This is a genomic window from Corynebacterium crudilactis, assembly GCF_001643015.1.
Classification (GTDB): Bacteria; Actinomycetota; Actinomycetes; order Mycobacteriales; family Mycobacteriaceae; genus Corynebacterium; species Corynebacterium crudilactis.
The window spans coordinates 1-21,958 of record NZ_CP015622.1; the positions used below are offsets into that span (position 1 = coordinate 1).

General features: G+C 50.6%; 17 protein-coding genes, 5 tRNA genes and 1 pseudogene. 16 read left to right on the forward strand and 7 right to left on the reverse strand.

What is annotated here, in order from left to right:
* From dnaA to ccrud_RS00035, 6 genes are all read left to right on the forward strand, one after another.
* Positions 1–1,560 (forward strand): chromosomal replication initiator protein DnaA, encoded by a 1,560-nt coding sequence (dnaA, locus tag ccrud_RS00005; RefSeq protein ID WP_066563141.1) that lies wholly within the window; start codon positions 1–3, stop codon positions 1,558–1,560.
* Between the two features lie 680 nt (positions 1,561–2,240).
* Complete coding sequence (dnaN, locus tag ccrud_RS00015; RefSeq protein WP_066563147.1) at positions 2,241–3,425, forward strand: DNA polymerase III subunit beta; 1,185 nt, start codon at positions 2,241–2,243, stop codon at positions 3,423–3,425.
* Positions 3,426–3,531: 106 nt separating this feature from the next.
* A complete protein-coding gene (recF, locus tag ccrud_RS00020; RefSeq protein ID WP_066563149.1) occupies positions 3,532–4,716 on the forward strand; it encodes a DNA replication/repair protein RecF in 1,185 nt (394 codons plus the stop codon).
* Positions 4,713–5,249: a DciA family protein gene (locus tag ccrud_RS00025; protein ID WP_066563152.1), complete on the forward strand. Its 537-nt coding sequence runs from the start codon at positions 4,713–4,715 to the stop codon at positions 5,247–5,249. The genes recF and ccrud_RS00025 overlap by 4 nt, the downstream gene beginning before the upstream one ends.
* Before the next feature lie 132 nt (positions 5,250–5,381).
* Complete coding sequence (gene gyrB / locus ccrud_RS00030) at positions 5,382–7,436, forward strand: DNA topoisomerase (ATP-hydrolyzing) subunit B (protein ID WP_066563156.1); 2,055 nt, start codon at positions 5,382–5,384, stop codon at positions 7,434–7,436.
* A gap of 126 nt (positions 7,437–7,562) precedes the next feature.
* Positions 7,563–8,438 carry an alpha/beta fold hydrolase gene (locus ccrud_RS00035; protein ID WP_066563158.1) on the forward strand — a complete coding sequence of 292 codons (876 nt, stop codon included), beginning with the start codon at positions 7,563–7,565 and terminating at the stop codon, positions 8,436–8,438.
* On the opposite strand, the gene ccrud_RS00040 is transcribed toward ccrud_RS00035, so the two are convergent.
* The 5 genes from ccrud_RS00040 to ccrud_RS00060 all read right to left on the reverse strand — a co-directional run bounded on the left by ccrud_RS00040 (position 8,435) and on the right by ccrud_RS00060 (position 11,383).
* A complete protein-coding gene (locus ccrud_RS00040; RefSeq protein WP_074025311.1) occupies positions 8,435–9,040 on the reverse strand; it encodes a DUF6198 family protein in 606 nt (201 codons plus the stop codon). The two genes, ccrud_RS00035 and ccrud_RS00040, sit on opposite strands and share 4 nt — an antisense overlap.
* A gap of 71 nt (positions 9,041–9,111) precedes the next feature.
* Positions 9,112–9,552: a DUF6918 family protein gene (locus ccrud_RS00045; RefSeq protein WP_066563165.1), complete on the reverse strand. Its 441-nt coding sequence runs from the start codon at positions 9,550–9,552 to the stop codon at positions 9,112–9,114.
* Positions 9,553–9,768: 216 nt separating this feature from the next.
* Positions 9,769–10,836, reverse strand: coding sequence for an ROK family transcriptional regulator (locus ccrud_RS00050; RefSeq protein WP_066563168.1), 1,068 nt, complete (start codon positions 10,834–10,836; stop codon positions 9,769–9,771).
* A gap of 77 nt (positions 10,837–10,913) precedes the next feature.
* Positions 10,914–11,177 carry a TetR family transcriptional regulator gene (locus ccrud_RS00055; protein ID WP_066563171.1) on the reverse strand — a complete coding sequence of 88 codons (264 nt, stop codon included), beginning with the start codon at positions 11,175–11,177 and terminating at the stop codon, positions 10,914–10,916.
* Entirely contained in the window at positions 11,174–11,383 is a 210-nt protein-coding gene (locus ccrud_RS00060) for a CopG family transcriptional regulator (RefSeq protein WP_066563175.1), read from the reverse strand. Before ccrud_RS00060 ends, ccrud_RS00055 begins: the two co-directional genes overlap by 4 nt.
* Before the next feature lie 101 nt (positions 11,384–11,484).
* On the opposite strand from ccrud_RS00060, the gene gyrA reads away from it, so the two are divergent.
* The 5 genes from gyrA (at position 11,485) to ccrud_RS00085 (ending at position 16,468) form a co-directional block, all read left to right on the forward strand.
* The gene (gene gyrA, locus ccrud_RS00065) at positions 11,485–14,037 is read left to right on the forward strand and encodes a DNA gyrase subunit A (protein ID WP_066563177.1); all 2,553 of its coding nucleotides are present in this window, start codon (positions 11,485–11,487) and stop codon (positions 14,035–14,037) included.
* Positions 14,038–14,040: 3 nt separating this feature from the next.
* Positions 14,041–14,385, forward strand: coding sequence for a DUF3566 domain-containing protein (locus ccrud_RS00070; protein ID WP_066563180.1), 345 nt, complete (start codon positions 14,041–14,043; stop codon positions 14,383–14,385).
* Positions 14,386–14,486: 101 nt separating this feature from the next.
* Positions 14,487–14,563, forward strand: a tRNA-Ile gene (locus ccrud_RS00075).
* A 12-nt stretch (positions 14,564–14,575) separates the two neighbouring features.
* Positions 14,576–14,648, forward strand: a tRNA-Ala gene (locus tag ccrud_RS00080).
* A 707-nt stretch (positions 14,649–15,355) separates the two neighbouring features.
* Positions 15,356–16,468 (forward strand): 2-keto-3-deoxygluconate permease, encoded by a 1,113-nt coding sequence (locus ccrud_RS00085; RefSeq protein WP_082868762.1) that lies wholly within the window; start codon positions 15,356–15,358, stop codon positions 16,466–16,468.
* A gap of 21 nt (positions 16,469–16,489) precedes the next feature.
* Here the strand turns inward: ccrud_RS00085 and ccrud_RS00090 are convergent, their stop codons facing one another.
* Complete coding sequence (locus ccrud_RS00090) at positions 16,490–17,242, reverse strand: LysR family substrate-binding domain-containing protein (protein WP_245670422.1); 753 nt, start codon at positions 17,240–17,242, stop codon at positions 16,490–16,492.
* Between the two features lie 18 nt (positions 17,243–17,260).
* A pseudogene (locus ccrud_RS15620) lies at positions 17,261–17,434 on the reverse strand (LysR family transcriptional regulator); the annotation flags it as partial.
* 367 nt (positions 17,435–17,801) lie between these two features.
* Here ccrud_RS15620 and ccrud_RS00095 point away from each other — a divergent pair.
* From ccrud_RS00095 to ccrud_RS00115, 5 genes are all read left to right on the forward strand, one after another.
* A complete protein-coding gene (locus ccrud_RS00095) occupies positions 17,802–19,784 on the forward strand; it encodes a bifunctional metallophosphatase/5'-nucleotidase (RefSeq protein WP_066563185.1) in 1,983 nt (660 codons plus the stop codon).
* Positions 19,785–19,893: 109 nt separating this feature from the next.
* Positions 19,894–19,966, forward strand: a tRNA-Ala gene (locus ccrud_RS00100).
* 181 nt (positions 19,967–20,147) lie between these two features.
* Positions 20,148–20,224, forward strand: a tRNA-Ile gene (locus ccrud_RS00105).
* Between the two features lie 12 nt (positions 20,225–20,236).
* Positions 20,237–20,309 (forward strand) — tRNA-Ala (locus ccrud_RS00110).
* 636 nt (positions 20,310–20,945) lie between these two features.
* On the forward strand, positions 20,946–21,929 hold the full coding sequence (locus tag ccrud_RS00115; RefSeq protein WP_066563189.1) for a substrate-binding domain-containing protein: 984 nt from the start codon (positions 20,946–20,948) through the stop codon (positions 21,927–21,929).
* The last annotated feature ends 29 nt before the right edge of the window (positions 21,930–21,958 follow it).

Consider the following 21,958-nt stretch of genomic DNA (forward strand, 5'->3'; position numbering starts at 1 on the left):
GTGAGCCAGAACTCATCTTCTTTGCTCGAAACATGGAGGCAGGTTGTTGCTGACCTCACTACTTTGAGCCAACAACCCGACAGTGGATTCGACCCGTTGACACCTACTCAACGCGCATCCTTGAATCTGACTAAGCCAATTGCCATCGTGGACGGCTACGCTGTGCTGTCCACTCCGCATGCCATGGCTAAAAATGTCATTGAACAGGACTTGGGTGAATCCCTCACGCGTGTTTTGTCCCTGAGAATGGGACGCTCTTTCAGTTTGGCTGTCAGCGTGGAGCCGGAGCAGGAAGCTCCAGAAAAGCCTGTTCAACAGGAGTTTAGGTACCAACCTGAGTCTGCGCAGGGCCAACAGAGCTCACCTAATAAAACCCCGAAGCAGTACGAAGTTGGTGGAAGTGGGGAGGCGTCGACAGGCGATGGCTGGGAACGCACTCATTCAGCACCCGAGCCACGCCAGGACCTGGAGCCACAAGCTCCACAACGTATTCCACGCGAAACACCAGCTCACAACCCTAATAGGGAAGTGTCGCTCAACCCGAAGTACACATTTGAAAGCTTCGTGATTGGGCCGTTTAACCGTTTCGCCAATGCGGCAGCTGTTGCCGTTGCAGAAAGCCCTGCGAAGGCATTCAACCCACTGTTTATTTCCGGCGGTTCAGGTCTAGGCAAGACTCACCTGCTCCACGCAGTGGGAAATTACGCGCAAGAATTGCAGCCTGGCCTGCGGATTAAGTATGTCTCGAGTGAGGAATTCACGAATGACTACATCAATTCCGTGCGCGATGACCGCCAGGAAACTTTCAAACGCCGTTACCGCAATTTGGATATCCTCATGGTCGATGACATCCAATTTTTAGCAGGTAAAGAAGGTACTCAGGAAGAGTTTTTCCACACCTTTAATGCATTACACCAGGCAGATAAACAAATTATTTTGTCTTCCGACCGTCCTCCTAAACAGCTGACCACGCTGGAAGATCGACTTCGCACCCGTTTTGAAGGTGGTCTCATCACAGATATTCAGCCGCCAGATCTAGAAACTCGCATTGCGATTTTGATGAAGAAGGCGCAAACCGATGGCACTCATGTCGATCGCGAAGTGATGGAGCTTATTGCCAGCCGTTTTGAGTCCTCAATTCGAGAGCTTGAAGGCGCATTAATTCGTGTATCTGCATATTCTTCTTTAATCAATCAGCCGATCGATAAAGAAATGGCCATCGTGGCGCTGCGCGATATCTTGCCAGAGCCAGAAGATATGGAGATTACTGCTCCAGTAATCATGGAAGTAACTGCAGAATATTTTGAGATTTCTGTAGATACACTGCGTGGAGCAGGTAAAACTAGGGCAGTGGCGCATGCACGCCAGTTGGCCATGTACCTCTGCCGCGAACTCACGGATATGTCACTTCCTAAAATTGGTGATGTCTTTGGCGGTAAAGACCACACAACGGTCATGTATGCCGATCGTAAGATTCGCCAGGAAATGACAGAAAAACGCGATACTTACGATGAGATCCAGCAGCTCACCCAGCTGATCAAATCACGAGGCCGCAACTAGAATTACAAAAGTTGCTTAGGGACCCATATCTTCGGATATAGGTCCCTTTTTTGTAATTCAAGGCCTATCCAGCGGTTTTTATTGAGGTCATCGACAAAAGACCAGCTCAGAAAGTTATCCACAACCTTATTCACAACCCTGTAATTACACTCTTGTAATTCAGTGAGCTTCATCACAAATAAAACAACTCCCGACACATTAAAACCCTGTGCATAACTCACTAAAAATTGGGGATAAGCTGGGGATACATCTGCACAATCTGGGGATAAAATCGGAGCACCAAAATCTATCCACAGATAGGAGAAGTTATCCACAATCAATTCACAGGCCAGTTCACATCTCGAAATTTAGCGACTACCTTGTAAAACAATGTGTTATCCACAGTTTGAACAGGACCTACTGTTACTACCAATCTTTTAACTAGAAATTAACTAAAAGAAAGAGGGGTTGGGGAGAAAGCTTCAAAGGTGGTCTCAAGGATGACAAAACTTTGGGACTTCACTTGAGAAAATTGGAATTACAAATTCCCAGAACCGTAGGGTTCACAGGTAGGTTGGGTTTGTGTAATTCGGAAGTAACCGCCGCAAGGTGGAACCTTTACTTGAGAAGGTTTCCCTATCGGTCAAAAACCGAATTTAGTTAACTGATGAACTATATTTCCCAAGGAGCTTTAAAACAGCATGGAGTCACAAAACGTGTCCTTCCGTGTGGCCAGGGAAGACCTGGTTACCGCGGTAGCCTGGGTCGCTCGTAACCTGCCCACCAAACCGACTCAGCCGGTACTTCGAGCCATGCTGATCACCGCCGATGATGAAGGCTTAGAACTCGCCGGCTACGACTACGATGTTTCCACCCGTGTTCGTCTTTCAGCTGAGGTCTCTCAGCCAGGTCGCATCGCCGTTGCCGGTAAATTGCTCTCTGAAATCACAGGATCGTTGCCAAACAAGCCAGTTGATTTCCGCATCGATGGATCTAAAGCTTTTGTCACCTGCGGTTCTTCCCGTTTCGAGCTTCCACTTATCCCGCTAGATGATTACCCAATGTTGCCAAAGCTTCCTGCTGGCACAGGTTCCATCAACGCGAAACTGTTCACTGAAGCTGTTTCCCAGGTTGCTTCTGCTGCTGGTAAAGATGATTCCCTTCCGATGCTCACTGGTGTCAGCATGGAAATCGTCGGCAACCAGGTGCATTTGGCTGCAACAGACCGTTTCCGCCTGGCATTGCGCACCTTCGAATGGGATTCCAATGATCCAGAGCTCAACGTAAAGCTGCTGATTCCTGCACGCACCTTGCTGGATAACGCTCGTTCTTTGGATTCTGGTTTGAACGATTCCATCGATATCGCAGTTGGTACCGGCGACCAGGTTGGCCGCGAAGGTCTTTTCGGTGTGCACACGGATAATCGTGAAACCACCACTCGTCTTCTCGATGCAGATTTCCCTAATATCGCACCATTGCTTCCAAAAGAACACACCGCGATTGCATCGGTAGAAATCGCACCTTTGGTTGATGCCATCCGCCGTGTTTCTTTAGTTGCGGAGCGCAACGCACAGATCGTGTTGCATTTCAGCGAAGGCCAGGTCATTTTGACTGCAGGCGCTACTGAAGCCGGCCACGCGGAAGAAACTTTGCCGTGTGCTTTCACTGGTAAAGAACTCACCATTGCGTTCAACCCGGGCTACCTCAAGGATGGACTTTCTGTAGTTCCAACTTCCCGCGCTGTTTTTGGATTCACTGAACCATCTCGCCCTGCGATCATGATTCCTGAGCCTGAAGAATTGCCTTCCGCCAATGAAAATGGAGTTTTCCAAACTCCAGAAACCTATTTCACCTACCTGCTTATGCCAGTTCGCCTACCAGGCTAAACACATAAGCTTCACCAGAAGTTCGCGCCTGCCTTTGCCCATAAAAACTACAAAGGCAGGCGCGTTATCCAATCCGCTGAATTCACGCCAAGGAGGTTTTGAAAACATGCATATTCGTTCTTTGGAATTACGTGATTATCGTTCTTGGCCTGAACTCAAAGTGGATTTGGAACCTGGAATTACAGTTTTTATTGGCCGCAATGGTTTTGGAAAAACAAATATTGTTGAAGCCGTTGGCTATCTTGCGCATTTGTCTTCTCACCGCGTGTCTTCCGATACGCCTTTAGTCCGAGCTCATGCACAAAACGCCCGCGTATCAGCAGTTGCGGTGAATCAAGGCAGAGAACTGGCTGCTCATTTGCTGATTAAACCTCATGCCTCCAACCAAGCAAGTTTGAATCGCACAAAGTTGAGATCCCCGAGGGAACTTCTCGGCGTGGTGAAAACTGTGTTATTCGCACCTGAGGATTTGGCGTTGGTGAAAGGCGAACCGGCAGAGCGCAGACGCTATGTGGACGAGATTATTGCTACGCGTGTGCCTCGGATGGCCGGGGTGAAAGCTGATTATGACAAGGTGCTCAAACAAAGAAATGCCCTGCTGAAAACAGCTACGATCGCACTTCGTCGCGGTTATGGCACTGAAGAAGGCGCTGCAGCACTAAGTACTTTGGACACGTGGGATGGCCAGCTTGCACGTTTGGGTGCGGAAGTTATGGCAGCTAGATTTGCTCTCATTAATGAGCTGGGGCCGAAGATTTTTGATGTTTACAGCACCATTGCGCCTGAATCTCGCCCTGCGGCCGTGACATACAAAACCACAATCGATGCAGGTCTTTCCCAATTTTCGGAATTTGATACTGGCATTATTGAAGCCACATTATTGACAGAACTGGCTACCAAACGACAGCGCGAAATCGAGCGTGGCTCAAGCTTAGTGGGGCCGCACCGCGATGACCTGGAGCTATTGCTTGGAGAGCAGCCTGCAAAAGGCTTTGCTAGCCACGGTGAAACATGGTCTTTTGCTTTGGCATTGAGAATTGCTGAGTTCAATTTGCTGCGCGCAGATGGCACAGATCCCATCCTCATCTTGGATGATGTATTTTCTGAACTTGATGCTGGCCGCCGTGAAAAACTTGTGGGCATCGCCCAAGACGCTGAACAGGTACTCATCACGGCTGCTGTTCATGATGATTTGCCTGAAAATCTCAAAAAAGCATTGAGCGCGCAACATACAGTCACCGTCCAAGACACCGATGCCGGCCGCATCTCAATTTTGGATGCTACCTCATGACCGATCCCATTGACCAAGCATTTGAACGCATCCGCGCTGAAGCCATGCGTCGCAATGGATCTGTGCCTGATTTAAAGAAAAACGATGCTTTTCGACGCCCCCCAGCGCCGAAAGGGGGCGTCGAAAAGCGAAAAAAGGGCCGACTTACCGGCCTCGATGGCCGCCCAAAACGCTTTGTGCGCGGCGCAGAGCCCTTGGGTTCGGTGCTCAGCAAGGAAATTCAGCGACGTGGCTGGGGCAAAGACATCGCTGGCGGCTGGGTTTCTTCTCATTGGGAAGAACTTGTTGGAGCGAAGATTGCGCAGCATACGCGTGTGGAAATGATCAAGGATAAGAAACTTTTTATCACATGTGATTCCACTGCGTGGGCAACAAATTTACGCATGATGCAACGGCAGATCCTGCAGGTCATCGCGGAAAAAGTAGGTCCAAATATCATTACAGAATTACGTATTTTTGGGCCTAAAGCTCCGAGCTGGCGCAAGGGTCCGTTGCACGTTAAAGGGCGCGGTCCGCGAGACACTTACGGATAGTTTGCTCAAGAAAAGCGTCGAATTGGGGCCTATTTTGCCGTTTCTCGCGTTATGTATGGCACTAGGTGGGGGACTAAGCGTGTAAGATGAAAAGGTCTGTATCGGATAAGTAGCGAGGAGTGTTCGTTAAAAGTGGCAAACACTGAACACAATTATGACGCTTCATCGATCACCATCCTTGAAGGTCTTGAGGCGGTACGTAAGCGCCCGGGCATGTACATCGGTTCAACTGGACCGCGTGGCCTGCACCACCTGATTTGGGAAGTCGTTGACAACTCGGTGGATGAGGCCATGGCTGGCCATGCCACCAAGGTGGAAGTGACCCTCTTGGAGGATGGCGGCGTACAAGTAGTCGATGACGGTCGAGGAATTCCCGTCGATATGCACCCATCCGGTGCCCCAACTGTGCAGGTTGTAATGACCCAGCTGCACGCCGGTGGTAAATTTGATTCCGATTCTTATGCAGTTTCCGGTGGTCTTCACGGCGTTGGTATTTCCGTGGTCAATGCACTTTCCACTCGCGTGGAAGCCGATATTAAGCTGCACGGCAAGCACTGGTTCCAAAATTTCAATGGCTCAGTGCCAGATGAACTCATTGAGGGCGGCAACGCTCGTGGCACTGGTACCACGATTCGTTTTTGGCCAGACGCAGAGATCTTCGAAACCACTGATTTTGATTTCGAGACGATTTCTCGCCGTCTGCAGGAAATGGCATTCCTTAATAAAGGTCTGACCCTTACCCTGACAGACAACCGTGCCACCGACGAAGAACTCGAACTCGAGGCACTCGCAGAGCAGGGCGAAACCGCACCTGAGCTGTCCCTCGATGAGATCGACAAAGACACTGAGCTTGTTGAAGAATCCAGCGATGCTCCAAAGAAGCCAAAGAAGCGTGAGAAGAAGAAAATCTTCCACTACCCTAATGGCCTCGAGGACTACGTTAACTTCCTCAACCGCAGCAAAACAGAGATTCACCCTTCGATCGTGGCATTCGAAGCAAAGGGTACTGATCACGAGCTTGAGCTGGCGATGCAGTGGAACTCCTCTTATAAGGAATCTGTCCACACCTTCGCTAACACCATCAACACCCGCGAAGGCGGCACCCATGAGGAAGGTTTCCGCTCCGCGCTAACCTCCCTGATGAACCGCTACGCACGTGAGCACAAGCTTCTGAAAGAAAAAGAAGCAAACCTCACCGGCGATGACTGCCGTGAAGGCCTGTCCGCTGTTATTTCTGTGCGCGTTGGCGATCCACAGTTCGAAGGCCAGACCAAGACCAAGCTGGGCAACACAGAGATCAAGTCCTTTGTGCAGCGCATGACCAACGAACATGTTGGACACTGGCTGGAAGCAAACCCTGCTGAAGCCAAGGTCATTATCAACAAGGCTGTTGGTTCTGCGCAGGCTCGTTTGGCTGCACGAAAGGCTCGTGACCTGGTCCGACGCAAGTCCGCCACCGACCTGGGTGGACTGCCAGGCAAGCTTGCTGATTGCCGCTCTAAGGATCCAGAAAAGTCCGAACTCTACATCGTGGAGGGTGACTCCGCAGGTGGTTCTGCGAAGTCAGGTCGTGATTCCCTATTCCAGGCAATTCTTCCACTCCGTGGCAAGATTTTGAATGTGGAAAAGGCTCGCCTGGACAGGGTGCTGAAAAACGCCGAAGTCCAAGCAATCATCACCGCACTGGGCACTGGTATCCACGATGAGTTCGATATCAATAAGCTGCGCTATCACAAGATCGTTCTGATGGCCGACGCCGATGTGGACGGCCAGCACATTGCAACGCTGCTGCTCACCCTGCTCTTCCGCTTCATGCCGGAACTGGTTGCACAAGGCCATGTCTACTTGGCGCAGCCACCTCTGTACAAGCTGAAGTGGCAGCGTGGCGAGCCAGGCTTCGCATACTCAGATGATGAGCGTGACGAGCAGCTTGAAGAAGGCCTCTCCAAGGGTCGCAAGATCAACAAGGATGATGGCATTCAGCGCTACAAGGGTCTCGGCGAGATGAACCCGAGCGAGCTGTGGGAAACCACCATGGACCCAACCGTTCGTATTCTGCGTCGTGTAGATATTGCTGATGCACAGCGTGCAGATGAGCTGTTCTCTATCCTCATGGGTGATGATGTTGTGGCTCGTCGTAGCTTTATTACTCGAAATGCTAAGGATGTCCGCTTCCTGGACGTCTAAACGCGATTACTTAATCCGCTCCTTGCAGATTTTAAGGGGCGGGTTTTGTGATTTTGAGGTGTGGGATCTGAGCAGTGTTCGGCGGCTAATCTGAAAACTACCTAAATCACCGATACCCTTGGTGAGGTGTCTGTTACTGAACCCACCACCACAGCCCATGTTCCACTTCCTGATGGATCATCAACCCCAGTCCAGATTTGGGCATCGGATAATAACGATGCCACTTTAGTGATGATCTGGCCGGGCTTTGGCATGGGTGGATATTATTATCGCCCGATTGCCGCAGCACTGAATAAAGCAGGATTCCATGTGGCAATTGGTGAGCTTCGCGGTCAGGGGCAAAGCTCTGCGCAGGCATCTCGCAGTAGTCAATGGGGTTACCATGACCTCGCATCAGTAGATTTTCCGACGCAGATCATAGCTGCAAAAACTGCACTTGAACTGCCTCAAGACCATCCCATGAGGTTTTTATCGCATTCGATGGGAGGGCAAATTTCTTGTCTTTTTGCAGCTCGACCAGAGGCTCGAACATACAATTTGCAGAGCATTTTTGGTGTGGGTGCAGGTTCTCCTTGGCGGCCTGCGTTTAGCCCAAAGATGGGGAAGCGCTTAGGTCTAGGAGCTGTGCTGCTGGGCGGAATCGGTGGCCATGTCGTGGGGTATTGGCCAGGAAAGATTCTCGGAAAAGATATGGTTGGTTATGGACGCCAATCGGGCACCCATATGCGGGAATGGCGAAAATTTCATAAGCACAATTCTTTGACTGATCTCAATGGTCAAGACATTGACTATGTGGAAGCAATGAAACAAGTGAGCATTCCCGTCACGTTTAGCCGTTGCCCTGATGATGAGGATTGTCCGCAGGCCTCAAGTGAGGCACTTGCAAGTTTTATCCCCTCGGCGCAGACCAAAATTACAGAAATCCCTGAATCGCTCGGGCATAATCGGTGGGCGCGTGAGCCGGAATCAACAGTAAAACTATTCCTTGAACAGGAACTTTAGTATCCGATGGAGCGGAGGTAGAGTTTGCGCCATTTATTCACAAAGAATCCGATGAAAAATGCTGCAAAGACTGTTCCTTCGCGTACGCCGACAAGCCCACCCATAGTGATCCATGAAATAAGGGCTGCGATGGAGACTAAGGTCCAGTCGACGATTTGTTTCATCGATCCGAATTCCATTTTGGGAAATACTTGCACTAAAGCGGCAACAATACCTTCACCAGCGATAAAAGTGATGTTGGGTAGGACTTGAATAAAAATGCCGAGGGACATCAGGATTGTCGCGAAGATAACCCAGAACCAGGAGAGTGCGTAGTTATCTGTTTGTGCCCAAGTGGTGATGAGCAAGCATAAATCACAAAGAATTCCGAAGAGCAGCGCCCAGACAAATTGGACCAGCATGTGTGGTTTAAATTTGGAGCGCAGAATAATCATTTGGCCGAGGATGAGGAATCCGTTGACGATAAAAGTCGTGATTCCGAGTGACAATCCGCTGGCCGCAGCCCACACCACGGGAATTGATGAAATCGTGGTTGTGCCGAGTCCTGCATGGACGGTGATGGCGACGGCGAAGGCAATAATAAAAATCCCGACAAAGAACATCGCCCAACGAGTGGGGAGAGAAAATCTTTGTGCGGGATCTAAAGGTTTTTTATGTGGGTTGCTCACCCAAACTATTGTGCGTTCTTTTCGATCAGCTGGCCAATTGCTGGAAGTTCTTGCTCGATTACTTTGGCAGCTTTTCCGCGTACGCCCTTGTAAACTTTGTCCAAGCCTGGGACGTTAATGTTGTCTGCGTTGCGGTCGGCAACGCTGAGGATGGCGTCGAGAGCCTGAGTGCTGTTGGCTTCGAGGTAAGTGCCGAAATCTGCAGCATCAGCATTGGTGTATTCCTGCCAGAGGCTATCGAGAGATTCAGCCATTTCAGGCAGAAGTCGGCGTGAGCCCTTGGCTACGATATCGGAATCTACTTTGGTTGCTGCCGCCATTGCACCTTTGAGGGCGATGCCGCTGAGGCCGGATTGCTTGCCCACAGTTTCTTCGATGAATGCTGACATATCTTGTACTGCCGCATCGAAATTAGTGGAAACAAGTAAGTCCTTGAGTGAAGTCATGTTGTTTATCTTAAGCGATATAAGAAAAGGCCGGCGTTTAACGCTTCGTTTAAAGCGGACGCGCGGCCATTCTCTTTTTAGAATGTGTTGCAATCCTTCCTCCGCAGAAACCGTTAACCACACCAGTCACTGCAACCACAACAATCACAAAGCTTACATTTCTTAACATTGGTCCTGCAACAGGGGTCTCATGACAGGGGCCTTGCAACATAAGGATTAGGCAAAAGCTAGAGGGTCCTGACGGATCGAATGCAGGGCCACATGGGTGGCAGCCGTGCGTAGGATATGAGTATCGGCTCGCTGGATTCTTAATTGGCTTCCCGTGTTGGCGCGCAATTGGGTAACCACGATTCGAAGAGTTTCTGGATCCAAAGTGAAAGCTTCGCCGGCAAATACAACAGTTTCTGGATCGACAACGTCAACAGCTGTAGTAACGGCATCGGCCAGTTTTTGAGCTCGCTCATTCAAAATTGTTCGAGCAAGGGGGTTTGTGCGGGTAAGTTGGACTAGGTCGGAAAATGATGTCGGCGTGAGGCCACGTCGAAAAGCATCTTTTAAAGTATTTGTATTGCCGAAAGCCATTGGCGTGCGTCCACTATTGGGGCGGTGAACGGTGCCGTTGAAAATCCATGCATGGGAGACCATTTCACGTGCGTAGAAATATAGTGTGGACTGCGAAGGTTGGGTTAATGAGGTATCGATAATTTCTGATCCAGCCATCGCCGCAACACCAGATCCAATGCTTGCGGGGAAGGGGAGGTGCCGGGAAATATCTACCTCTGACCAGTTGTAATCCGAGGAAGTTATGATGCCATTGCTGTTGAGATGTGCAGAAAAGGCAAAGCCAACATTGCGTGGTTCTGGCAATCCGGCACTTAATAAACGAAGTTGATCGGCAACAAAGTTCAAAGTTTTTTCGGGTGTTGAGTGTTGTACTTCGTGCGCAATTTGATTATGTCTAAGTATGCGTCCAGCGAAATCGCATACAGCTACATCAATACTTCGCAAACCGATATGTGCACCCCAAGCGGTTAAATGACGACCATCAATACCGAGTTTGGTGCGCGGGCGCCCAGAACGCATCTCTGTATCTGTGCGAGTTTCTTCTACGAGTCCTGCATCAATCAGGGCGGCAACGTGTCGTGTGATTCCAGCTTGTGACAAACCTAGATCATGCTGCAGGGAGGTGCGATCGGCGTTAGTTGCGCGAATTTGATGAAATACGCGGGCGATCGGCGATTGGGGAGCAGTGATGTGTATCGGGAGGGAGCGCTGGGCGAGCATGTACACACTTTAGACCGAACTGTCTGTTTTTCGATGTTTAATATTCAATATACGGTCTAAATTTTAGACAGACTAGTCTATTTATTGATTTCCAAAAGGACTCGTTGGGTTACTGCAGCAAAGGTTTCATTCCTTCCACTCAGTGGTTTTAAAACTCGGATTATCTCAGAGACCTTCTCGGCCATTGCCTCGCTGGATCCAAAAACGCGCACACCGTGGAAACTTGCCGTACTGGTGGCTGCCGCAGCTGCTAGGGCTGCGAAATCTCGCACCACAACAGCATGTGTCTCACACACTTCATCGGCGATAGCTAGGAGGCTATCGGGGCTTAAGCCTCTCATCGTGCTTGCCTAATTCGCTTTTCGACGCCCGCATACTCGTGCAGCATGGCCCGGGCGAGGCCTGCGATCTCGGCGTCGTCAAGCGTTCTGCTTGCGGCTGCAATGATGGCGCGCGTGGCGGCTTCTTGTTTGCTGCAGCCCTGGGACCTGGCGAGCAGGGTGAGAGCGCGGTCTTGGGCGTCGTTAAGCCTTAAAGTCATTGCCATAACCAAAATGGTATCGCTTTGATACCAGATTTGGGGCGGGTAAGGCGTTAAAACGGGCTGTGGACTAAAATCGTTAAGGTTGGCACGAAGAAAGGTGATCAGTGAGCGACGAGAATACCGGACAATTTGACCGCGTTAATCCTATTGATATCAATGAGGAAATGCAGTCGAGCTACATCGACTATGCGATGTCAGTCATCGTCGGCCGCGCCCTCCCAGAGGTGCGCGATGGCCTGAAGCCTGTCCACCGCCGCGTTTTGTACGCGATGTTTGACAATGGCTACCGCCCCGACCGCAGCTACGTGAAGTCTGCAAAACCAGTTGCAGACACCATGGGTAATTTCCACCCACACGGCGATACCGCCATTTATGACACATTGGTCCGCATGGCTCAGCCATGGTCCATGCGTTATCCGCTAGTCGACGGCCAGGGTAACTTCGGTTCCCGTGGCAATGACGGCCCTGCAGCAATGCGTTACACCGAGTGCCGCATGACTCCACTGGCCATGGAGATGGTGCGCGATATCCGCGAAAACACCGTCAACTTCTCGCCGAACTACGACGGCAAGACCCTCGAGCCTGATGTCATGCCTTCCCGCGTGCCAAACCTGTTGATGAACGGCTCCGGCGGCATTGCAGTCGGCATGGCCACCAATATCCCTCCGCACAACCTCAACGAGCTTGCTGACGCCATCTTCTGGCTTCTGGAACACCCAGATGCTGAAGAGGCTGAGGCGCTCGAAGCGTGCATGAGCTTTGTGAAGGGACCAGACTTCCCAACTGCTGGTCTCATCATCGGCGACAAGGGCATCCACGATGCCTACACCACCGGACGCGGCTCCATCCGCATGCGCGGCGTCACCTCCATTGAGGAGGAAGGCAACCGCACCATCATCGTTATCACTGAGCTGCCATATCAGGTTAACCCAGATAACTTGGTGTCCAATATTGCTGAGCAGGTCCGCGACGGCAAGCTCGTTGGCATCTCCAAGATTGATGATGAATCCTCCGACCGCGTTGGTATGCGCATTGTTGTCACCCTGAAGCGTGACGCAGTTGCTCGCGTGGTGCTGAACAACCTGTTCAAGCATTCCCAGCTGCAAACCAACTTTGGTGCGAATATGCTCTCCATCGTTGATGGCGTGCCACGTACCCTTCGCCTGGATCAGATGCTGCGCTACTACACGGCTCACCAGATCGAAGTTATTGTCCGCCGTACCCAGTACCGTTTGGACAAGGCAGAAGAGCGTGCGCACCTCCTCCGCGGCCTAGTTAAGGCCTTGGACATGCTCGATGAGGTCATTGCCCTTATTCGTCGCAGCCCAACTCCAGATGAAGCCCGCACCGGCCTGATGTCACTTCTCGACGTCGATGAAGCTCAGGCTGACGCAATCCTGGCAATGCAGCTGCGTCGCCTGGCTGCGCTGGAACGTCAAAAGATCATTGATGAACTTGCAGAAATCGAAGTTGAAATCGCAGATCTGAAGGATATTCTGGCAAGCCCAGATCGTCAGCGCACCATCGTTCGTGATGAGCTCACTGAGATTGTGGACAAGTATGGCGATGAGCGTCGTTCACAGATCATTGCCGCTACCGGCGATGTTTCTGAAGAAGACCTCATTGCTCGTGAAAATGTTGTCATCACCATCACCTCTACCGGTTACGCCAAGCGCACCAAGGTGGATGCATACAAATCACAAAAGCGTGGTGGCAAGGGTGTTCGTGGTGCAGAGCTCAAGCAGGACGATATCGTTCGTCACTTCTTCGTCAGCTCCACCCATGACTGGATCCTGTTCTTCACCAACTATGGTCGCGTTTACCGACTCAAGGCATATGAGCTTCCAGAGACATCCCGCACTGCACGTGGCCAACACGTAGCTAACCTGTTGGAATTCCAGCCTGGCGAACAAATCGCCCAGGTCATCCAGCTGGAAAGCTACAATGATGCACCATACTTGGTGCTCGCAACCGCTCATGGTCGTGTGAAGAAGTCTCGTCTGCTGGATTATGAATCAGCACGTTCCGGTGGCCTCATCGCGATTAACCTGAACGAAGACGATCGCCTCATCGGTGCCGCACTGTGTGGCGAAGAAGACGATCTACTGTTGGTCTCTGAATTCGGACAATCCATCCGCTTTACTGCTGATGATGAGCAGCTTCGCCCCATGGGCCGTGCAACCGCCGGTGTTAAGGGTATGCGCTTCCGCGACAACGACCAGCTGCTGTCCATGTCAGTGGTCCGTGATGGCGAATTCCTCCTCGTGGCGACCTCTGGTGGCTACGGCAAGCGCACCCCACTTGAGGATTACTCCACCCAGGGCCGTGGCGGTCTTGGCGTGGTGACCTTCAAGTACACCCCGAAGCGTGGACGCCTCGTGAGCGCCATCTCCGTTGAGGAGGATGACGAGATCTTCGCCATCACCTCTGCTGGTGGCGTTGTCCGCACCGAAGTGAAGCAGATCCGCCCATCATCTCGCGCGACAATGGGCGTTCGTTTGGTCAACTTGGAAGAAGGCGTGGAATTGCTCGCCATCGACAAGAATGTTGAAGACCAAGGCGAAGCATCTGCAGAAGCAGTGGCAAAGGGTGCAGTCGAAGGCCCAGCAAACAAGGCATCTGAAGCAACCAACGCCGAAGAAAACGGCGAGGAGTAATCCATGGCATCCCGAGAAGTATCCATCACCCGAATCTCACCGCTAGCAACTTTTAGAGTTGCACTAGCAATGTCCATCATTGGACTCGTGGCGTGGATCATCTGCGTGACCGTCCTCTACTTTGGACTTAGTGCAGCTGGCGTCTGGCAGAACTTCAATGACGTTATCGGCGGTGTTGGAGCAGAACAATCCATCACCTTCGGCCTCGTTTTAAGTATTTCCGCACTTCTGGGAGCTATCGGAGCGATTACCGTCGCTGTGCTTGCACCATTGTGTGCAATTATCTACAACGCGATAGTTGACCTCTTCGGTGGATTAAAGATTCAGCTTCAAGAAGAAGTTGATTAACCTTTAAAACACATCCCCTGGCCAGTTGCTAAACATAGCTTCTGGCCAGGGGATTTGTTGTATTGTTAACTTATGGGTAGAGTCTTATCTCGTTCCTAGAGGGGCCTATAGCTCAGTTGGTTAGAGCGCATCGCTGATAACGATGAGGTCGCAAGTTCGATTCTTGCTAGGCCCACCAGGAGCAAAAAATGGGGCATTAGCTCAGTTGGTAGAGCACCTGCTTTGCAAGCAGGATGTCAGGAGTTCGATTCTCCTATGCTCCACAGTTTCCCGGTTCACACAAGGTGTGAACCGGGATTTTTGTTTCCCCAGATGGAAGGTGCTGGAAGTGGACGCTATGGGTGGGCGTCGAAAAACAAAGGGGTAAGGGGGGATGTGTGCATGATTGTCCGACTACGGGACTAGTGCACTGATGCGTTTGAATTCTATAGATATTATTCCACCCAATAGTTCGCTCTTATTGGAAAATGTTGGAGAAATCTGCAGAAATAATCCGCTCGATGCACTCCATCATGCGGATTAATGGAGTAGGAATAGCCGTGGGGCTGGGGTGACTTGTGGGAAGTTGATTTTAACCCGGACATTCTAATCCCTGGGAGTGGGGACCATCTTGACAGGTGATCTCATGCAGTGGGGGTCGTTGGGTGAACTCTAATGGTGCGAATATTTATCGGGGCGAGTGGGGGATGGCTCATTTTCGTATTCCGGAAAATCTGGAGATTCCCATTACTCCGGCACTTGAGAAATGGGGTGCCCACCGCCCCCTTTTTTACCCCCTTTTCCACCCTGTTTCACACCTTCCTTTCAGTAATAATACCCAACCTTAAGATTCCTATACCTAAAAGGTATTTCCTATTTCCACTCCCCAGCACCATTATGTGAGTCACATTACAAAAGTTACTTGCTCTACCTTTGGTCATAGTTTTGGCTTGGGGTAAAGAGCCTGATCATCAACCAAAAGGAATATCTCATGTTGGATTCAGCTTTCCGCGCTATCGGCCGGATTCCGGGCGCACTAATGGTGGTGCCCCTCTTCCTAGGTGCGATCGTTAATACCTTCGCCCCAGATATTCTCGATATCGGCAGCTTCACCACAGCACTGTTCCGCGATGGAACTGCCGTCCTGATTGGGCTTTTCTTTCTTGCAGTGGGGTCACAGATTAGCTTGAAGACCGCAGCTCCCTCCCTCGAAAAGGGAGCGGTGCTTCTTGTTGCTAAGTTCGGAATTGCGGCTGCTGTTGGCCTGTCCGTAGCATTCTTTGCTCCAGGGGGAGTGCTGTGGGGATTATTACCACTGGCAATTATCGCGGCGATGTCCAACTCGAATGGTTCCCTCTACAGTGCTTTGATGCAGCAGTTTGGTTCAAAGACCGATAAAGGCGCTATTTCGGTATTGTCCATCAATGATGGCCCCTTCCTCACAATGATTGCCTTGGGTGTAGCGGGATTTGCCCAATTCCCACTGGATGCCCTACTTGCCGCAATTTTCCCTATGATCCTGGGATTTGTGCTCGGCAACTTGTCGCCTTTAGCACGTAATTTCCTGGCTCCCGGCCAGAGTTTGATCATCCCGTTTGTTGCGTTCGCCATCGGCGCAAGCATCGATTTCAGTGTCTTGCTTGCCTCCGGCATGGTCGGCATCCTGCTCGGCCTAATGACGGTTATTCTCTCCGGCGGAGCTGCGATCGGAGCTGTGTACCTATGGCACATGGTCCGCAAGACTCCTCGCCCTGCACGAAACGTCGTGTCCGGTGTCGCTGAAAGTGCTGTGGCTGGAAATGCGATCGCCACCCCAGCAGCTCTGGCTGCGATTGATCCTTCCTTTGCTGCTATTCAAGGTGAAGCTACTGCGCAGATTGCTACTGCAGTGGTAGTGACTGCTTTCATTGCTCCTTTCCTCGTTGCCTTTGTCTCCCGCTTGCAGACTAAGCGCGGAATCACTGCGGAGGCTGAAGATGCTTACTTTGACGCCAAGGGAAGCTCTCAAGTCTTGCTAGATACCTCTGACAGCACTGGTCAGCCTGTTTCTCCTGTACTGCTGGAAAACGAACATAAGCTATCAACAACAGATAGTCTCCGATAGTTACACGTGAGACCACCGGAATTAATGCTGCCGTCCCTCAGGGGAGGCAGCATTTTCCGATGTCTGTTTCTTTCCTCCACGAGACTGCTCCGCTGCTGCTGCCAGCAGGGGTTTGATCCGGTGCAATATAGGTGAGGAATTTCCCTTCAGCCACGCCATGGAAAGTCCGATGATTGGCCCATTCATGATCTCCAACATCTGCAAGTTGCCCATCGGCTGTGGGATAGATCCCCTCGGTACGAGGGCCACGCCGATTCCTGCGGATACCAATGCTAGAACGGTTGAGGTTTCTGGTGCGTGTTGGGCAACGCGGAGATCAAACCCAGCTTGATGAGCGGCTGTCCGGATGATCTCCTCCGCTGCAGAGCCTTCCTGAAAAGCAACGATGGAGTAGTCTGCGAGTGCCACAAAAGGTATGGGTCCCTCTCGCTCTAACAAAGGATGGCCAGGGCTCACCGCGAGAGCAAAGTCATCCACTCCGAAACTCTCTAGCTCCATCTCAGGAGAAGATACTGGGGGACGGAGCACTGCAGCATCAATTTTCCGTTCCAGGAGAAGTCGTTCCAGCTCTGGAGTTAGTTTCTCGCCGCTTACCCTGACTTCGATATTCGGCAGTTTCGTCTTGATTTCCTTTAAAAGTTGCGGCATCAGCTGAAATGTTGCAGTTCCCACAAAACCCAGTCGTAGAACTCCTGCCGAACCTTCCCCTATTGCACGGACATCGCGCTCGAGGTCTTCTAACTCATTGAGTAGTGCCGGGATTCTTTCTGCCAAGAAGCTCCCCGCTGGGGTGAGAGTCACGCCTTGACTCGATCGCTCGAAAAGAGCGGCCCCGATACGATTTTCCAGCATTTTGATCTGTCGCGAGAGCGGGGGCTGGGAGATCCCGAGGTCTTCTGCAGCACGACTAAAATTCCTGGCCTGCGCGACTGCTAAAAAATACCGGAGGTGTCGTGAATCAATCACTGATTATTTCCTCTCTGCAGTCCATCTGTGCTGATACGGGGACATGACGTTTATAATCTACCAAGAGGCTCATGAACTACTTACTTCGAAGATTAAGCGGATTATGGTCTCCTCGATTTTCAGACTGAAGTGTTGCAAACTCCCGCTGGTCTAAGGAAAGTCGATTGCTTGAGGTTGTTGCTTTTTTGGGTGCAGGAGCAATGGAGTAGACCCCGAAAGCAAATTTATAAGGGTGGAGCTAAATTACGGGGGACAATACTCAGGCACACCCAATGTATGAACTCTAAGTAACCAACCGAGCGGTGGTTCTCTGAGCACGGTAAACACATAGCTGTCTAAAAATATCACCTTTAATAAGGGAGAAGCTATGCCTATTTCTAAGATTCGAATCGTCATTGCGGCCAGCGCCGTGGTGTCTTCAGCGATAGCCGGAGTATCTATTGCTCAAGCGCAGGAAGAGCTTGCGCAATTCAATATCACTAATATCACTGATTACCACGGATACATTTCCGCAACCAAGGCACATCCTGGTGCAGCGATGCTCAAATGTGCAGTGGACAATGCTGCGGATGGATTGCCTCAAGCATTTGTGTCATCCGGAGACAATATCGGCGGAAGCCCATTTGCCTCGTCCATCCTTGATGATGAACCTACTTTGGATGTATTAAATCAGATGGGGCTTGATTTCTCTGCGGTGGGAAACCACGAATTCGATAAAGGCTACGCAGATCTCACTGGCCGTGTCGCAGATCTTGCCAATTTTGAGTACTTGGGTGCCAACGTTGAGGGTGGAAATCCAGGTTTAGCTCCTTATGGCATCACTGAACTCGATGGAGTGAAAGTAGCATTCGTGGGCACCGTATCCCAAGAAACTCCCATGCTGGTCAACTCAGAAGGTATTGAGGGAATCACTTTTTCGGACCCAGTAGCAATGACCAACCGTGTAGCAGATCAGCTCGTGGAAAGCGGCGAGGCTGATGTTGTGGTTGCGCTTTTCCATGAAGGAATTTCCGGCACTGAGCAATGGTCTGAAAATATTGACGCTATTTTTGCTGGACACACCCACCAAGTGCGAAATCTGGGTACCGATCAAGGGCCACTGATTATGCAGGCGGGTAATTACGGACATGCACTTGCTGACGTCGACTTCAGCTACAACCGTTCCACTGATGAACTCATTGTGAACGATGCTCGCATACTCGGCGTAGAAGAGATCAACGCATGTGGAACCCCTGATTCAGCAATCTCGAAGATTGTCGCTCAGGCTGAAATTGATGCGGGTGAAGCAGGTAAAGAAGTTGTTGCCACCATTGAAGATGATTTCCTTCGTGCACTCGACGAAGGGGCAGAATCTGGATCCAATTATGGTGCAGAATCTCAGTTGGTCAACATGATTGCAAACGCTGTGCGCTGGTCCATGACAACAAATACTGCAACCACCGCAGATATTGGACTAATGAATGCTGGTGGCTTGCGTGCGGACTTGTTCGCCGGCGAGGTTACATATGCGGAGGCTTTTGAAATTCAACCATTTGCTGGTGAAGATTCCTTTGTCACATTGAAAGGCGCTGATTTTAAAGACGTCTTAGAACAGCAATGGAAAGAAAATTCTGCACGACCAGTAGCTGCCCTGGGCGTATCTGACAACGTTTCCTACACCTATGACATCAATCGCCCCATTGGTGATCGCATTACCTCCGTATCTATCGATGGTGCACCACTAGATCCAGCGCGTGACTATGTCGTTGCTGCATCTGTTTACCTCTTGTCTGGCAATGAGGGAATGGAAGCCCTCACTCGAGGCACTGCTCCTGCACAGACCGGTATCGTGGATGTGCAATCCACCATCGGTTACCTTGCTAACAATTATGTCGTGCCACGTTATGGTCAAGCTCAGATTTCCGTCACTCCATCCAGTGAATTTAACGCTGGCGAAACCATCACTCTTGACCTGGCCGGTCTCCGCTACACCCAAAGCGATACTGCCACGGAAGTTACCGTCAGCCTTGGCGATGTCATTGTGTCCGCTCCAATTGAACCAACACTTGGGGCTGCCGGCTTTGGTGAAGCTGGTACCGCAACAGTGAATGTTGAGATTCCAGCAGACCTTTCCGGTGCTCAAGAGCTAGTAATAACTACAGATGCTGGAACCCATATTTCCATGCCAGTCAGTGTTGTGGGTGCGCAGCAGCCACAGCCACAACCTCAGCCTGCAGGTTCTTCAATCCTTGGAACCGGCTTACTTAGCGGAATTCTAGGAATTTTTGCTGGCATCTTTGGTGCGATTGGTGTTGTTAACTGGATTGATCCAACTTTCATCCAGCACATCCAACAGCGATTCTTTGCTTAAATAACGGTAAATAAGTAGGAAAAGCATGCGTCTACCTGCAGATTTCTTTAGAAGTGTGCTTAGGATGTAGAATTTAAAGAGCAAGTTTTTACAGCTTGTTCTTTAGTTTGGGGCATTAGCTCAGTTGGTAGAGCACCTGCTTTGCAAGCAGGATGTCAGGAGTTCGATTCTCCTATGCTCCACAGTTTCCCGGTTCACACCTTGTGTGAGCCGGGATTTTTGTTTTAACAGGCGTTTAGGGGCAACGGTTCAAGTTGCTGGGTGGAGGGAAGTGGTCTTAACCCAATTTGCCCGATTACCCGTTTAAGCTCGCGATTTGGTAGTTGCAGCTCTAGTCGGTAGAGTTTGGACTTGTTCCTAAAGGGGCCTATAGCTCAGTTGGTTAGAGCGCATCGCTGATAACGATGAGGTCGCAAGTTCGATTCTTGCTAGGCCCACCAGGAACAAAAAATGGGGCATTAGCTCAGTTGGTAGAGCACCTGCTTTGCAAGCAGGATGTCAGGAGTTCGATTCTCCTATGCTCCACAGTTTCCCGGTTCACACCTTGTGTGAGCCGGGATTTTTGTTTATCTATGTCCTTTAAATAAGGGGTTAAGGGACAAAGGGCGTGCTTTTCCCTGGTCGATCCCGTTTCCTCTATTTTTAAGCTTTAGTGGCCTGAAACAGCGACGGAACACCTACCTCTGGGATATTCGACTGGGCTGCAGACCTTGACCTCTCCGCGCAATCTTTTAGTCCTAATATCGTGTAACCACCATTGGTATGTGCACATGCGTTTACAGATTCCCAAATACTTTTGATTTTTTCCCTGAGGGAAGTTGGTTCCAAGGCTTTATTTCATCGTTTTCCGGGTTTTCTCAGTCTTTCGAGATGTTTCAGATCGAATGGTTCTATGGTGGATAGTTTCATAATCTTTTGGAAAGCGTAAATATGAAGCTCTGGCTAGTTTATTGAGAACGTCGTACTCAAGAGCCGCTCCACCGTTTTTAGGGAAACAGCATGAGTTTTATACTTATTTACTTCACTAATTTGAGATGCCGGACGCGTCGGTGGTGTTGCCAAGAAAGCTCTAAAGTAAACCCCCAGTACAAAGCTACTGAATCAATAAAGAAGATCTGAGAAAGTTTGACTTGTCCCTTTGACCTGCGTTGACTTGAACAAATGAAGCTACCAAAACTCGCTGTAGCGTTAATTAGCGCAGCGCTATTGATTACTGGCTGTTCAGCCACCGGGGGAGCGCCACGCCCGTCAGAAGGGGCAACAGGTGGCGGAACCGTTGATACTCCTCGTTTAGTTGTTGCCATGGTCAGCCATGGAGCACCAGGCGATACTTTTTGGGATTTGGTCCGAAAAGGTGCTGAAGATGCAGCTCAAAAAGACAATATTGAGCTTCGTTATGCTTCACATCCAGAAATTCCAGATCAGTCCAATCTTGTGCAAAATGCCATCGATTCCAAGGTCGATGGCATCGCGATGACCATGCCTAATGCCAAAGCGCTTGGACCGGTGGCGCAAAAAGCTGCCGATGCTGGCATCCCAGTCGTCGGCCTTAACGCCGGCATGAACGAATACCAAGACTATGGAATGACTGGATTTTTCGGTCAAGATGAATCTGTAGCCGGCACTTATGCTGGTGAACGCCTCGCTGAAGAAGATGCACAAAAGGTGTTGTGTGTTATTCATGAGCAGGGAAACTCTTCGCAAGAAGCACGTTGCGGTGGTGTGTCTGAAGGATTAGGCAAGCCCGTGGAAACGCTTTATGTCAATGGCATGGATCTTACGTCTGTGAACTCCACGCTGCAGGCAAAGCTCGCGCAGGACCGAAACATTGACTGGGTTGTTGGCCTTCAAGCTGGAGTATCCATGGCCATTTCGGATGCTGCGGATGCTGCGAATTCAGAGGTAAAGATCGCTACTTTCGATACCAATGCTCAGCTCATGACCGCTATTCGTGATGACAAGATTCAATTCGCTATTGATCAGCAGCCATATTTGCAGGGCTACATGGCAGTAGATTCTTTGTGGTTAGCGCACCGCAATGGCACCACTGTTGGCGGTGGCCGTCCTGTTTATACAGGACCGGCCATTGTGGATAGCAGCAACGTGGATGTCATTGCTGATGCAGTTGGCGAGGGCCTGCGATGAGTAAACCGATCACCTCACAAGTGGCAAAG